General features: G+C 42.3%; 12 protein-coding genes. 7 read left to right on the top strand and 5 right to left on the bottom strand.

All coding sequences use genetic code 11. The features are described 5' to 3' along the window. Positions 1-62 precede the first annotated feature (62 nt). Positions 63-1,283, top strand: coding sequence for a beta-ketoacyl-ACP synthase I (fabB, locus tag Q0203_RS03025; RefSeq protein ID WP_295973859.1), 1,221 nt, complete (start codon positions 63-65; stop codon positions 1,281-1,283). 131 nt (positions 1,284-1,414) lie between these two features. Further along, positions 1,415-2,044: a DUF1919 domain-containing protein gene (locus Q0203_RS03020; RefSeq protein ID WP_297929432.1), complete on the top strand. Its 630-nt coding sequence runs from the start codon at positions 1,415-1,417 to the stop codon at positions 2,042-2,044. Between the two features lie 107 nt (positions 2,045-2,151). Here Q0203_RS03020 and tehB read toward each other — a convergent pair whose 3' ends face one another. Next, positions 2,152-3,012, bottom strand: coding sequence for an SAM-dependent methyltransferase TehB (gene tehB, locus Q0203_RS03015; RefSeq protein ID WP_297929430.1), 861 nt, complete (start codon positions 3,010-3,012; stop codon positions 2,152-2,154). A gap of 404 nt (positions 3,013-3,416) precedes the next feature. On the opposite strand from tehB, the gene aceE reads away from it, so the two are divergent. The 3 genes from aceE (at position 3,417) to lpdA (ending at position 9,585) form a co-directional block, all read left to right on the top strand. After that, positions 3,417-6,074, top strand: coding sequence for a pyruvate dehydrogenase (acetyl-transferring), homodimeric type (aceE, locus tag Q0203_RS03010; RefSeq protein WP_297929428.1), 2,658 nt, complete (start codon positions 3,417-3,419; stop codon positions 6,072-6,074). Between the two features lie 73 nt (positions 6,075-6,147). Continuing rightward, positions 6,148-8,046: a pyruvate dehydrogenase complex dihydrolipoyllysine-residue acetyltransferase gene (gene aceF, locus Q0203_RS03005; protein WP_297929426.1), complete on the top strand. Its 1,899-nt coding sequence runs from the start codon at positions 6,148-6,150 to the stop codon at positions 8,044-8,046. 114 nt (positions 8,047-8,160) lie between these two features. Beyond that, on the top strand, positions 8,161-9,585 hold the full coding sequence (gene lpdA / locus Q0203_RS03000) for a dihydrolipoyl dehydrogenase (protein WP_297929424.1): 1,425 nt from the start codon (positions 8,161-8,163) through the stop codon (positions 9,583-9,585). Between the two features lie 179 nt (positions 9,586-9,764). Here lpdA and Q0203_RS02995 read toward each other — a convergent pair whose 3' ends face one another. The 3 genes from Q0203_RS02995 to Q0203_RS02985 form a co-directional block, all read right to left on the bottom strand. Continuing rightward, positions 9,765-10,595 (bottom strand): DUF4198 domain-containing protein, encoded by an 831-nt coding sequence (locus Q0203_RS02995; protein WP_297929423.1) that lies wholly within the window; start codon positions 10,593-10,595, stop codon positions 9,765-9,767. A gap of 126 nt (positions 10,596-10,721) precedes the next feature. Continuing rightward, positions 10,722-11,654 (bottom strand): universal stress protein UspE, encoded by a 933-nt coding sequence (uspE, locus tag Q0203_RS02990; RefSeq protein WP_297929421.1) that lies wholly within the window; start codon positions 11,652-11,654, stop codon positions 10,722-10,724. A gap of 120 nt (positions 11,655-11,774) precedes the next feature. Then, on the bottom strand, positions 11,775-12,548 hold the full coding sequence (locus Q0203_RS02985) for an FNR family transcription factor (protein WP_021616200.1): 774 nt from the start codon (positions 12,546-12,548) through the stop codon (positions 11,775-11,777). Positions 12,549-12,658: 110 nt separating this feature from the next. On the opposite strand from Q0203_RS02985, the gene Q0203_RS02980 reads away from it, so the two are divergent. Together Q0203_RS02980 and dinB are read left to right on the top strand one after the other, a co-directional pair. Further along, positions 12,659-12,805 carry a hypothetical protein gene (locus Q0203_RS02980; RefSeq protein WP_297929419.1) on the top strand — a complete coding sequence of 49 codons (147 nt, stop codon included), beginning with the start codon at positions 12,659-12,661 and terminating at the stop codon, positions 12,803-12,805. 17 nt (positions 12,806-12,822) lie between these two features. Continuing rightward, on the top strand, positions 12,823-13,905 hold the full coding sequence (gene dinB, locus Q0203_RS02975) for a DNA polymerase IV (protein WP_297929417.1): 1,083 nt from the start codon (positions 12,823-12,825) through the stop codon (positions 13,903-13,905). A 16-nt stretch (positions 13,906-13,921) separates the two neighbouring features. Here the strand turns inward: dinB and Q0203_RS02970 are convergent, their stop codons facing one another. After that, complete coding sequence (locus Q0203_RS02970) at positions 13,922-14,383, bottom strand: Lrp/AsnC family transcriptional regulator (protein ID WP_297929415.1); 462 nt, start codon at positions 14,381-14,383, stop codon at positions 13,922-13,924. Between the last annotated feature and the right edge of the window lie 22 nt (positions 14,384-14,405).

Raw genomic sequence — 14,405 nt, 5'->3', positions numbered from 1 at the left:
ATTGCGTTCAGCTAACAAATGTAAGTCGAAAATCAATTTCCCAACTCATTAAGGAATAACGAATGAAAAGAGCAGTAATCACCGGATTTGGTATTATTTCCAGTATTGGTAACAACAAAGAAGAAGTCTTGGCTTCATTGAAAGCTGGTAAATCCGGTATTGAAATCGTCCCTGAATTTATTGACATGAAAATGCGCAGCCATGTTGCCGGTACCATTAAATTAAACCCGAGCGAGTTAATCGATCGTAAAGTGTATCGTTTCATGGGCGATGCGGCAGCCTATGCTTATCTTTCCATGAAAGAAGCTATTGAAGATGCGGGTTTAACTGAAGAACAAGTGTCTAACGAACGTACCGGCTTGGTGATCGGCGCCGGCACAGGTTCTGCACATAATCAGTTAGTGGCTTGTGATGCTGTGCGTGGTCCGCGCGGTGTGAAAGCGATTGGCCCTTATGCCGTCACTAAAACTATGGCATCCAGCGTGTCTGCTTGCTTAGCGACTCCATACAAAATCAAAGGCGTCAGTTACAGTATCAGTTCCGCTTGTGCCACTTCAGCACACTGTATTGGTAACGCATTAGAACTCATCCAATTAGGTAAACAAGACATCGTTTTCGCCGGTGGTGCAGAAGAGTTGTCTTGGGAATGTGCGACCGAATTTGATGCGATGGGTGCAGTGTCCACCAAGTACAATGAAACTCCAACGAAAGCGTCCCGTGCGTATGACGCAAACCGTGATGGCTTCGTCATTGCCGGCGGCGGTGCAGTAGTGGTTGTAGAAGAATTAGAGCACGCGCTTGCCCGTGGTGCGAAAATTTACGCGGAAATCGTCGGTTATGGTGCGACTTCCGATGGTTATGACATGGTGGCGCCAAGCGGTGAAGGCGCAGAACGTTGCATGAAACAAGCCATGGCAACTGTTGACACACCAATCGATTACATCAACGTGCACGGTACATCAACGCCAGTCGGTGATGTGAAAGAATTGGGTGCGATTAAAAACGTATTTGGCAATAAAATGCCGGCGATTTCTTCCACCAAGTCCATGACAGGTCACTCTTTAGGGGCTGCCGGTGCGCACGAAGCCATTTACACCTTGTTAATGTTAGATAACGATTTCATCGCACCAAGCATTAACATTGAAACCTTAGATGAACAAGCCGTGGGTTGCAACATTGTGACTGAAACAAAAGAAAATGCCGGTTTACAAACTGTAATGTCAAATAGCTTTGGTTTTGGTGGCACGAACGCCACACTCGTGTTTAAACGTTATAACGGTTAAATTTGACTGAGAACAACTCCCCTGAATGTAAAATTGAGGGGAGTCTGTTTTTATGGCATCATCGTTCATAGCGAACGCCTAGTGATTTTCTTCAATGTGTTGTGGTCGTATTGCGTTATTTGGAGGCAATGATGTCCTTATTTTCAAAATTCAAAAGTGCGGTGAATCAATTTCATCGAAAATCCATCAATCGCCAACTAAGAGAACGTTTGCAAAATCATGGGATGTCTGTGCTATCAAGCAACTGTGTCGGCGCATTCATCTTGCATGATTTGAATGAGCCTTTTAATTCGCCTTTTGTCAATTTATATGTAAAGCCACGAGATTTTATCCGTTATTTACAAAATATGGCTTTTTATCATCAGCAAACATTGGAATTCAAACCGAGCGACAAGCCTTACCCTGTCGGTTGGTTGGGAGATGTTCCTATCCATTTTATGCATTACCTCAATGCGCAAGAGGCGAAAGAGAAGTGGGAAACACGTTTAAAACGGATTAATCTTGATAATCTTTTTATTATCATGACAGATAAAGATAGCCCTCAAGGGGTGAGTTATGAAGAGCTCGAAGCCTTTGATCGGTTGCCATTTAAAAACAAAGTGGTATTTACGCATAAACCTTATCCGCAGTTGGCATCTGCCGTGTATATTCCGGGTTTTGAGCAAAGCGATCAAGTCGGGGATTTATTCGCATTTTCGGGCTGGAACGGTAAAAAATATTATGACCAATTTGATTATGTAACATGGTTTAATCAAGGCTAATCCCATTAAAAAAATCTGCGTCTTAGTCTTAATACATGACATAAGACGCAGATTTTTCATATTCCGCAGTAATAAAGTGCGGTCTTTTTCTGTTCTAAATCGGCAAACTATTTCTTTCTTGCCAACATGGTTACAAATTTCATTTTATAGCGATTGCCGTTTTCATCGGTTTTGTGCAGTTCACCCATGTTTTCGTTGTATTCTAAGAATTCCCAATCTTTGTAGTATTCTTTCAATTCATTTTCACCAAAAGTAAATGAGAATGGCAGTGGGCAAGGCACTTCCGGAGTGGACATGGCAGCTACGATTAAATTGTAGCCCCCCGGATTGGTATGGTTTTGCATGTTTTCAAGAATTGCCGGTACGCGAGCACGATCGAGGAACATAAAGACCACCGTCGACACAATAAAATCATAGTTTTCTTGAATGTTTGCTTCGTTGATATTGTAAAGTGCGGTCTGAATTTTTAGATTTTCTTTCTCTTTGACTTCGTTTAGAAATTGAAGACTGTTTTCATTGTGATCCCAAGCGGTGACATCATAGCCGAGTAAACTCAAATAGAGAGAGTTACGACCTTGTCCACAACCTAAATCCAACACTTTACAAGGTTTGATGATTTTAGCGGCATCGACTACATCACCGTGCGTGGCGGTCATATTGTATTTCTTGCTGAAGTAGTCTTCCTTGGTGCAATAAAATTCCAGAAAACATTCCAAATCATCGGAAAGGGCTTCAACACGATGCCATTGTTGCGGTTCAACAAAAGGGGTTGAATCTTGTGGCGTGAAAATGTGTTCGCTCACAATATCGCCATTTTCTGTGAGGACATAAAATTTAAGTTTACCTTTTAATACGGTGAGTTTTCCCCAAGTGCCGACTTTTGTGTTGTGTTTTTCTTGAAACATTTTTGGCAAGCTGTCTTTGGTCCAAACCGGCATTTTTTTATAGCAAATAAGTTCGTTTTGCATTTTTTTCTCCAAATTTTAGGGTGTTAATAGTTGAGTTTAATGGTAGGTTAATTACGTGAAATACGCAATATTTAATTCTTTTTCAAACGAAGAGATGATAAAAATCAAGCATTTTAGAAAGTGCGGTTGTTTTTTAAGGATTTTATGGGACATTACAATTTTTGATATATTAATTTATATAGCGTTAGTTTGAAACTATGCAAATATGGGGTATTTTCAAGTGAAGAGAGAAAAATTACTATCATTTTTTCAAAAAATCTAATAACATTTACATTATTTGTTAAAAATTTGTAATGTCAGTTTTTGGCAAATTAGGCTTTTTTTAGTGATCAATTTCGTTGTTTAATTTCTATTAAAAATTAGGGTTAAACGTACTTCTAACTTAACAAAATAAGGAAAAAACTATGTCAGAATTGTTAAAAAATGACGTAGATCCGATCGAGACTAACGATTGGTTGGCATCAATTGATTCGTTAATTCGTGAGGAAGGCATTGAGCGCGCTCAGTTCATTATCGATCAAGTTATGCAACAAGCTCGCGCCGGTGGCGTTTCTTTACCAAGCGGGATTACAACCGATTATGTGAATACCATTCCTGTGTCAGAACAACCGGCGTATCCGGGCAATTTAGACATTGAACGTCGCATTCGCTCTTATGTTCGTTGGAATGCCGTGATGATGGTGTTACGTGGTCAGAAAAAAGATTTGGATTTAGGCGGTCACTTATCGACTTATCAATCTGCTGCGACGATGTATGAAGTTGGTTTTAACCATTTCTTCAAAGCGGCAACAGAGAAAAACGGCGGTGACTTAGTCTTCTTCCAAGGCCACGCAGCGCCGGGGATGTATGCTCGTGCTTTCCTAGAAGGACGTTTAACGGAAGAACAACTAGACAACTTCCGTCAAGAAGTGCATGGCAAAGGCTTGTCTTCTTACCCTCATCCGAAATTAATGCCGGATTTCTGGCAATTCTCAACGGTTTCTATGGGTTTAGGCCCGGTGAACGCCATTTATCAAGCCCGTTTCTTAAAATACTTACAAAATCGTGGTTTGAAAGACACCGCTGATCAAAAAGTGTATGCCTTCTTAGGCGATGGCGAGATGGATGAAATTGAATCTAAAGGTGCATTAACTTTCGCCGCACGCGAACATTTAGATAACCTCATTTTCGTCATTTCCTGTAACTTACAACGCTTAGACGGCCCGGTAAACGGTAACGGTAAAATCGTTCAAGAATTAGAAGGCTTATTCGTGGGCGCCGGTTGGGAAGTGATCAAAGTCATGTGGGGTAGCCGTTGGGATAAATTATTTGCCAAAGACACCACAGGTAAACTCACCCAATTAATGATGGAAGTGGTTGATGGTGACTACTTAACCTTCAAATCTAAAGACGGTGCTTACGTACGTGAACACTTCTTCGGTCGTTACCCAGAAACCGCTGCATTAGTGGCTGATATGACTGATGATGAAATTTGGGCGTTACAACGTGGCGGTCATGATCCGCTTAAAGTGTTTGCTGCATTCAAGAAAGCACAAAATGCCGGTAAACCGGTCGTGATTTTAGTTCACTCAGTCAAAGGCTATAAAATTGCTGAAGCAGAAAGTAAAAATACTGCGCACCAATCCAAAAAAATGTCTGCTGAGAGTATCAAAGCTTACCGCGATTACTTCCACATCCCAGTGAAAGATGAAGATTTGGAAAAACTGCCATATGTGACTTTCCCTGAAGGTTCTGAAGAATATAAATACTTGCACGAACATCGCAAAGCTTTACAAGGTTATTTGCCGGCACGTCATCCGAAATTTACTGTGAACTTCAAAGCACCTGAGCTTTCTGAATTCTCTGCGTTGTTAGAAGCGCAACCGCGTCCGATTTCAACCACAATGGCATTTGTTCGTTTCTTAAATACGTTGTTAAAAGACAAAGAAGTGGGCAAACATATCGTTCCAATCGTGGCAGACGAAGCGCGTACGTTCGGTATGGAAGGATTATTCCGTCAAATCGGTATTTACAACCCGCATGGTCAAAACTATGTGCCATCCGACCGTGATTTAGTGGCTTACTATCGCGAAGCGAAAGACGGTCAAGTATTACAAGAAGGGATCAACGAATTAGGTGCAACCTCTTCTTGGTTAGCGGCAGCAACGTCTTATTCTGTGAGCAATATGCCGATGATCCCATTCTTCATTTACTACTCCATGTTCGGTTTCCAACGTGTGGGTGACTTGATGTGGGCAGCCGGTGACCAATTGGCTCGTGGTTTCATGATCGGGGGTACGTCAGGCCGTACAACATTGAACGGTGAAGGTTTACAACACGAAGATGGTCACAGCCACATTCAATCTTTAACGATTCCGAACTGTGTCTCTTATGACCCGGCATTCGCTTATGAAGTGGCAGTTATCATGCAAGACGGTATTAACCGTATGTACGGTGAAAAACAAGAAGATGTGTTCTATTACATCACCACGTTAAACGAAATTTACGATCAACCGGCAATGCCAGCAGGCTCAGAAGAAGGTATTCGTAAAGGTCTTTATAAATTTGAACGCGTACAAGGAAAAGGTAAAGGCGAAGTGCAATTACTTGGTTCCGGTGCGATCTTGCGTCATGTACGTGAAGCCGCTCAAATCTTGGCGAATGACTACGGCATCAGCGCTGATGTTTATAGTGCGCCATCCTTCACTGAAGCGGCTCGCGAAGGAGCGGATGCGGTTCGTTGGAATATGTTACATCCAACCGAAACACCACGTGTGCCATACGTTGCTCAAGTGATGAACGACAAGCCTGCCGTTGCAGCAACCGACTACATGAAGCTTTTTGCTGAGCAAATCCGCGCTTATGTACCGGCTAAACATTATCATGTGTTGGGTACGGATGGTTTCGGTCGTTCCGATAGCCGTGCGAACTTGCGTGACCACTTTGAAGTAGATGCACACCACGTTGTGGTTGCCGCATTACATGTGTTGGCACAAGAAGGCACGGTTGACAAGAAAGTGGTTGCCGAAGCAATCGCAAAATACGGTATCGATCCTGAAAGATTGAATCCGTTATACGCATAAAAAATAACGAAAAAAACGACCGCACTTGATGAAAGTGCGGTTGGTTTTCCAAACGTTTAAAAGGTAAAAAGAAATGGCTAAACAAATTCAAATTCCGGATATCGGTAGTGATGAAGTGACCGTTACCGAAGTGATGGTAAAAGTTGGAGATACGATTACTGCGGATCAATCCATCATCAATGTTGAAGGTGATAAAGCATCGATGGAAGTGCCGGCACCTGAAGCAGGCGTGGTTAAAGAAGTGTTAGTGAAAGTGGGAGATAAAGTGACCACCGGCACGCCTATGTTGGTATTAGAGAGTGCTGACGCGGCACCTGCACAAGCCGCTCAACCGGCCGCAGCACCTGCCACTGCACCAGCGACTGCACAAGTGGTTGATGTGAACGTGCCGGATATCGGTTCTGATGAAGTCAACGTTACTGATGTTATGGTAAAAGTGGGTGATCGTGTTGAAGTGGATCAATCCATTATTAACGTTGAAGGCGATAAAGCGTCTATGGAAGTGCCAGCACCTGTTGCCGGTATCGTGAAAGAAATCATTATTAAAGCGGGCGATAAAGTGTCCACCGGCACATTGATTATGCGTTTTGAAGTTGCCGGCAGTGCGTCTGCTTCAGCACCAGCGGCATCTGCGCCAGCTGCTGCACCTGCAGCACCGGTTGCCGGTGGTGTGAAGGATGTAAACGTTCCGGATATTGGTGGTGACGAAGTTAACGTGACTGAAATTATGGTCAAAGTAGGCGATAGCATCACAGAAGAGCAATCGTTAATTACCGTTGAAGGTGACAAAGCTTCGATGGAAGTGCCTGCACCATTTGCCGGTGTCGTTAAAGAAATTTTAGTGAAAGCGGGTGACAAAGTCTCTACCGGTTCATTAATTATGAAATTTGAAGTGGCAGGTGCCGCACCGGTTGCTGCTGCACCACAAGCCGCAGCGCCAGCACCTCAAGCCGTATCCGCAGCCGCGCCGGCAGCACAATCAGGCAATGTATCCGGTTTGAGCCAAGATCAAGTGGTTGCAAGCGCAGGCTATGCACACGCCACACCGGTGATTCGTCGTCTTGCACGTGAATTCGGTGTAAATCTTGATAAAGTAAAAGGTACCGGTCGTAAAGGTCGTATCGTTAAAGAAGATATTCAAGCCTATGTGAAAACTGCTGTAAAAGCATTTGAAACCGGTACGGTTTCTGCTGCAGCCGCAGGTAATGGCGTAGCGAATGGCGCAGGTTTAGGCTTGTTACCATGGCCGAAAGTGGACTTCAGCAAATTTGGTGAAGTAGAAGAAGTTGAGTTAAGCCGTATTAACAAAATTTCCGGCGCGAATTTACACCGTAACTGGGTCATGATTCCACATGTGACGCACTTTGATCGCACCGACATCACCGACTTAGAAGCTTTCCGTAAAGAGCAGAACAAGATTGTTGAAAAACAAAAATTAGACGTGAAAATCACACCAGTGGTGTTCATTATGAAAGCGGTTGCCAAAGCATTAGAAGCGTTCCCGCGTTTCAATAGTTCTATTTCTGAAGATGGCCAAAAATTAACGCTGAAAAAATACATCAACATTGGCGTGGCAGTAGATACACCAAACGGCTTAGTCGTGCCTGTCTTTAAAAATGTGAACAAAAAAGGCATTATCGAGCTTTCTCGCGAATTAATGGAAGTCTCTAAAAAAGCCCGTGACGGTAAACTTTCCGGTTCCGATATGCAAGGCGGTTGTTTCACCATTTCAAGCTTAGGCGGTATTGGTACAACGCACTTTACACCTATCGTGAATGCGCCTGAAGTGGCCATTTTGGGTGTTTCTAAATCTGAAATGCAACCGATTTGGAACGGTAAAGAGTTCGAGCCTCGCTTAATGCTTCCGTTATCATTGTCCTTCGACCACCGCGTGATCGACGGTGCAGATGGTGCGCGTTTCTTAAGCTATATTAATGGCGTATTAGCGGATTTACGTCGCTTAGTGATGTAATCTGTAGGGTGGGCTTCAGCCCACCGATTAATGAGATCTCTTGGTGGGCTGAAAGCCCGCCCCACAAAGATCGCAAAGTGCGGTCAAAAATTTGAACGTTTTTACGAGGTAAAAATGAGTAAAGAAATTAAAACCCAAGTCGTGGTGCTTGGTGCCGGCCCTGCTGGTTATTCAGCGGCGTTCCGTTGTGCGGATTTAGGCTTAGAAACCGTATTAGTTGAGCGCTATTCAACCCTTGGTGGGGTATGTTTAAACGTGGGTTGTATTCCTTCTAAAGCATTATTGCACGTTGCAAAAGTGATTGAAGAAGCAAAACACGCAACAAAAAATGGTATTTACTTCGGTGAACCACGTATTGATTTAGATGAAGTACGTGCTGGTAAAGAAGCGGTTGTAGCAAAATTAACCGGTGGTTTAGCCGGGATGGCTAAAGCACGTAAAGTCACTGTGGTTGAAGGTTTGGCGGCATTTACGGATCCGCATACGTTAGTGGCACGCGATCGTGATGGTCACCCAACAACAATCAAATTTGATAATGCAATTATTGCAGCCGGTTCTCGCCCAATTCAATTACCTTTCATTCCACATGAAGATCCACGTATTTGGGATTCAACAGATGCGCTTAAATTAAAAGAAGTGCCGAAAAAACTTCTTATTATGGGCGGTGGTATTATCGGTTTGGAAATGGGGACAGTTTATCACGCATTAGGATCGGAAATTGAAGTGGTAGAAATGTTCGACCAAGTTATCCCTGCTGCGGATAAAGATGTTGTGGCAATTTATACCAAACAAATCGAGAAAAAATTCAAGTTAATGCTTGAAACCAAAGTTACCGCAGTTGAAGCAAAAGATGATGGCATCTATGTTTCAATGGAAGGCAAAGCCTGTAACGATACTAAACGTTATGATGCAGTGTTAGTGGCGATTGGCCGTACACCAAACGGCAAACTAATCGATGCCGGCAAAGCAGGCGTTGAAGTGGATGAGCGTGGTTTCATTCATGTGGATAAACAAATGCGTACCAATGTGCCTCATATTTTCGCAATTGGTGATATTGTGGGCCAACCGATGTTGGCGCATAAAGGTGTTCATGAAGGTCACGTTGCAGCGGAAGTTATTGCCGGACAAAAACATTACTTCGATCCGAAAGTGATTCCATCAATCGCTTATACCGAACCAGAAGTGGCTTGGGTAGGTAAAACTGAGAAAGACTGTAAACAAGAAGGTTTAAACTACGAAGTGGCTAAATTCCCTTGGGCGGCATCCGGTCGTGCGATTGCCTCTGAATGTTCAGAAGGGATGACCAAATTAATCTTTGATAAAGATACTCATCGCATACTTGGTGGCGCCATCGTGGGTGTGAACGGTGGTGAATTATTAGGTGAAATCGGTCTTGCGATTGAAATGGGTTGTGATGCAGAAGATATTGCATTAACGATTCATGCCCACCCAACACTTCATGAATCTGTTGGTCTTGCGGCTGAAGTGTTTGAAGGTTCAATTACTGACCTTCCAAATGCTAAAGCGAAGAAAAAATAATAAAGTGGATTAAAATCATTAAATCATCATAAAAAAGAAGAGTTTCCCGCTTAGAAAAAATATCGCTAAAAAGGAAACTCTTATTTTATGCTTATTATGCTGACATTCTTATTGGCAGAGAATAAAAAAGCATTTCCACTTGCGTTAGCGGAAATGCTCATTAGGTCGTGATAATGTCACTAGTGATGATGTTCGTGCGGGGTATATTGTGCGCGTTTTTCACCCACCGGCAAGACCAATGTCGCATAACTGGCTGAATGTTGGCACACTTTAGGGTCGCTAAAGGCTGTTTTATGTACCACTTTGACTTTCCATAATCCTTCAATTAATGGTAAGAAATTCACTTTGCCGTCTTTATCCGTTTTGCTGGAAAAACCCTGAATTTCACGGTGATCTTCAGCAGATTCAATATCTTTAACAACCACGGTGTCTGCTGTTGCAATTACGGTTTCACCAGCCAATGGTTTACCTTTATAGAAAATCTGTAATGGGAAAACTTCACCTTCTTTGAGTTCAGCAGGATTTTTGAGTGGCACAATTTCTAATTCTTGACCTAATTTTTCTTTAAATACCGTTGAATCAGCTTTATCACCGACGGTCACTAAGCTTTTACCAAACATTTGCGTTTGTTCACAATATGTGGCATCCGTCATTTGTTGCATATTTTCTTGCTTCCAGCCCTTTGCATTTTGCGACCAAAATGTTGGTTTATAGGTCGCGCTTACCCAATACGAACCTTCTGCCAATGGCTTTTCTGTAGTGTATTGGTAATTTTCCCCTTGTTGTTTGAGCGCGCTGGTCATGCCATTTTTATCGGTTAATTCAAGCGGTGCAAAAAAATGCAAGCGATCTGCTGCAATTTTCTCAGCATACGGAAAATGATGACCGTAGGCTAATTCCGCATTAAGTGCTTCTTTTGTGTTAATATGTGCCGGCGCGACAACCCAAACTTCATGTGCTTGTACTAAACCGGCTAATCCTAATAATGTGATCAGTAATGATTTTCTCATTCTTTGTTTCCTTTTTGATGGGTGATTAATTAAAAATCAAAATAAAAAGTAATTTCGTAGTGTGAAAAAAGTAATGTAAAAAAAAGGAGTAGTCAATAAAAATATGCACTACTCCCAAAATTTATCTTAATTGTCCTTTTTTGATGGCTTTATGGCTAATAAATTGCAGTTTAATTTACTAATTACGTGTTCTGCCGTGTTACCTAAGAAAGCCGCGGATAGGCCTGTTCGTCCAATCGTTCCAAGAATAACCAATTCCGCTTCTAGTTTTTCTGCTACTTGAGGAATAACGTCTTCCGGGAAACCTTCTAGAACATGCGTATGATCATCGCTTATCCCATATTTCTGGCGTAATGCTTTCATATTTAACAAATACTGTCCGCGTAATCCGCTATTGCAGTCGCCAGTGCTAAATTCCGGTAAGTCAATTGCCATATTAATCGGGGTTGGCGGATAGGCAGTAACCAGATGAATATTGCCTCGGTCTAAGGAATCGGCTAGGTCCATACTGAGTGAAACCAATTCATCATTAAATGAGCTATGTGCCTCGTTTTCATCATCAGAAACGTTTACCGCGACTAAAATACGACGTTGATGTTTCCAGTCACCGTCTTTTACCACCAAAATTGGCGTAGGACATTTACGCAAAATTTGCCAATCTACCGGGGTAACAATTAAAGATTTCAAGCTTTCTTCTGCTTTCGTGTATTTCACCACTAAATCATAATTATGGGTTTCCACTTCGCGAGTAATGGCTTCTGCTTCATTGCTGTGCCAAACCACAGTAGAGGAGAATTGGATGCCGTCAGAGGCGTATTTTTCAATATACGGTTGAATCGCTAACTTGCGCTGTTCAATGACGTTATGGCGCATTTCTGTCCGCTCTTCAGAAGAAAGGAGCGCTGACATTTCGTAAGATAAGTCATAAATGGCAAGGAATAGGGTAATATTGACGGGGTTTGGGCTTTTTTGCTCTTGTGCTAAGCGAACGGCTCTCGCAAGGGCGTATTGTTTGTCATTTTCCGGGTTTAAGACCACCAGTATATTATTGAATTTCATACACAACCTCCATTATTGCGATGACAAATAGGGTAGAACATATTTGCTGAAATAACAAGGCACGGTCTTTAAAAAGGTGATCTAGTGCAACATTTTTGCTGCACTAGTAATAAGGCTGGCTTAGATAACCATTTTGATTTTTGTTTTATTGGTACCGGATAATTCGATTAATTCAGCCATATTATTAATCGTAATGTATTTACCTTGAACCGATAGAATACCCAATTTCTGGAAGCGGCCTAACAACCGACTAATGGTTTCAACCGTTAAACCAAGATAGTTACCAATATCACCACGCGTCATGGTTAAACGGAATTCGCGGGCAGAAAAACCGCGAGCGGAATAACGCTGGGAGAGGTTATAAATAAAGGCGGCCAAGCGTTCCTCTGCGTTCATTTTCGACAATAATAAAATCATTTCTTGATCGCTTTTGATTTCGTTACTCATCAAACGCATAATTTGTTGGCGTAATTTCGGCATTTTGCCGGATAAATCATCTAAAATATCAAAGGGAATTTCACACACCATCGCTGTTTCTAACGCTTGCGCAAAACTAGGATGCTGCATATTCATAATGGCATCAAAGCCAACCAAATCACCGGGTAAGTGAAATGAAGTAATCTGCTCTTCACCGGTTTCGCTAATGGTATAAGATTTAATCGTGCCGGAACGAATTGCGTAGATTGACGTCAGTTCATCACCGGCTTTGAAAAGGACTTGGGATTTCTGAATAGGCTTCTTGCGCTCAATAATATTGTCTAACTGGTTCAACTCGTGCTCATTGAGTGTAAAAGGAATACACAACTGACTAATACTGCAGTTTTGACAATGGATAGCACATCCTCCTGATTGAACTCGACGTCCTAATTTTGTCTCTGTCGTTAGAATTTTCATCTGTTCCCCAAATTCAAAGAAAACGTATTAAAAATGGTGTAAAATTGATCTGCCTCAATAATACCACTAAATGGTCAATTTAAGAAGTATAAAACACCGAGCGAGGATTTATGGCTGCCGAAAAACTCACGAAAAAACGCTTAATTCAGATTCTTATCATGTTGATAATATTACTGATTGCATTCTTTTATCGCACTTTTTCTTATCAACCTGAAATACCGCCTCAAGAAACATCGCAAAAAGCCACCGCACTTTAGTTGTCTGAACTTTAGTTATGTCTGATATGTTGAATGGCAAACCCAGAAAAATTATCCATATTGATATGGATTGTTTTTATGCCTCTGTTGAAATACGCGAAAATCCCGCATTAGCCGATAAGCCGGTTGCGGTGGGAGGGCGTGCTGAACAACGAGGGGTGTTGAGCACTTGTAATTATATTGCCCGTCAATTTGGGTTACATAGCGCAATGCCCACTGCCCAAGCCTTAAAACTGTGCCCGAATTTGGTGTTGTTGCCGGTGAATATGCCGTTGTATCGTGCCGTTTCCCAACAAATTCATCAAATCTTTCAACGTTATACGTCTATTATTGAGCCGCTTTCGCTGGATGAAGCGTATTTAGATGTCACCGACTGTGATAAATGCGCAGGTTCTGCCACATGGATTGCGCAGGAAATTCGCCAGGCGATTTTCAATGAACTGCACCTCACGGCATCTGCCGGTGTTGCACCATTAAAATTTCTCGCCAAAATCGTCTCTGATCAAAATAAACCGAACGGACAATTTGTGATTGAGCCAAAAGAGGTGAGTGAATTTATCGCCAATTTGCCCTTAAAGAAAATCCCTGGTGTGGGCAAAGTCACCTCAGAAAAATTATTGCAAATGGGGTTAGTGCGCTGTGCTGATGTACAGAAAACGGATCGTCACCTGTTGTTAAATTTATTCGGCAAAATGGGGCAAAGCATTTGGCAATATAGCCATGGGATTGATGAGCGGGAAATTCAACCGCATCGTGAGCGTAAGTCTGTGGGCGTAGAAACCACCTTATTCAGTAATATTCATCAGTTAGAAGAGGGCATTGACGTGTTGGCAAACCTGTATCCGCAACTGGTGAAACGCGTGCAACGCGCCTGTCCGGAAATGCCTTTGGCACAATTAAGAAAAATCGGTGTGAAACTCAAATTTGAAGATTTCCAAGTAACCACGTTAGAGAAAAGTGCGGTGAAATTTTCACATGAAAATTTTCAACAATTGCTGGGGCAAATTTGGACACGTCGGCAGGGGAGAAGCATTCGCTTAATCGGCTTGCACGTCACCCTGCCGGAAGAAAAAACCTCGGAACAAATGAGCCTCTGGTAATTTAGGCAACATTAGGCTATAGAATAATTTTGCTTTCCGTCTTAAAGAAATTCATCACAAACTGACTTTTGTAACCTTTCACATGGGCACCGCCGATTAGCACTTCGTGAATAAAACGGTGGTAGCTTGTCATATCTTCCGTATGCACCAACAGCAAATAATCATAATCACCGGAAATTTCATAACAAGCGATCACATCCTTCTCCCCGCGCATTTTGCGTTCAAATTCAGCTTGATAATGAGATTGTTGATTATCTAACTCCACCAACACAAATACACTAATGGATTTCCCCACGGCAGAAGGGGAGACAATGGCCACTTGTTTGGTGATAACGTGATGTTGTTTAAGTAACTGAATACGGCGTTGGCAGGTGGCGATGGTGCTGTTAACCCGATCAGCGAGTTCTTTTAACGGAATGGTCGCGTCAGTCTGTAATTCATTGAGAATCGCCCTATCGAGTTTATCTAAGTGGTACATAATTTCACCATTTGAGAATTTT

Origin of the sequence: uncultured Aggregatibacter sp. (genome assembly GCF_938046485.1) — a bacterium.
In the GTDB taxonomy this organism is placed as follows: domain Bacteria; phylum Pseudomonadota; class Gammaproteobacteria; order Enterobacterales; family Pasteurellaceae; genus Aggregatibacter.
This window is presented reverse-complemented; position numbering and strand designations above follow the sequence as displayed.

Coding starts and splice junctions, on each gene's coding strand:
- Q0203_RS02980 (WP_297929419.1), top strand. CDS start 12,659: ATGGCTGCCGAAAAACTCACGAAAAAACGCTTAATTCAGATTCTTATC.
- aceF (WP_297929426.1), top strand. CDS start 6,148: ATGGCTAAACAAATTCAAATTCCGGATATCGGTAGTGATGAAGTGACC.
- Q0203_RS02995 (WP_297929423.1), bottom strand. CDS start 10,595: ATGAGAAAATCATTACTGATCACATTATTAGGATTAGCCGGTTTAGTA.
- Q0203_RS02970 (WP_297929415.1), bottom strand. CDS start 14,383: ATGTACCACTTAGATAAACTCGATAGGGCGATTCTCAATGAATTACAG.
- lpdA (WP_297929424.1), top strand. CDS start 8,161: ATGAGTAAAGAAATTAAAACCCAAGTCGTGGTGCTTGGTGCCGGCCCT.
- Q0203_RS03020 (WP_297929432.1), top strand. CDS start 1,415: ATGTCCTTATTTTCAAAATTCAAAAGTGCGGTGAATCAATTTCATCGA.
- dinB (WP_297929417.1), top strand. CDS start 12,823: ATGTCTGATATGTTGAATGGCAAACCCAGAAAAATTATCCATATTGAT.
- Q0203_RS02985 (WP_021616200.1), bottom strand. CDS start 12,548: ATGAAAATTCTAACGACAGAGACAAAATTAGGACGTCGAGTTCAATCA.
- uspE (WP_297929421.1), bottom strand. CDS start 11,654: ATGAAATTCAATAATATACTGGTGGTCTTAAACCCGGAAAATGACAAA.
- fabB (WP_295973859.1), top strand. CDS start 63: ATGAAAAGAGCAGTAATCACCGGATTTGGTATTATTTCCAGTATTGGT.
- tehB (WP_297929430.1), bottom strand. CDS start 3,012: ATGCAAAACGAACTTATTTGCTATAAAAAAATGCCGGTTTGGACCAAA.
- aceE (WP_297929428.1), top strand. CDS start 3,417: ATGTCAGAATTGTTAAAAAATGACGTAGATCCGATCGAGACTAACGAT.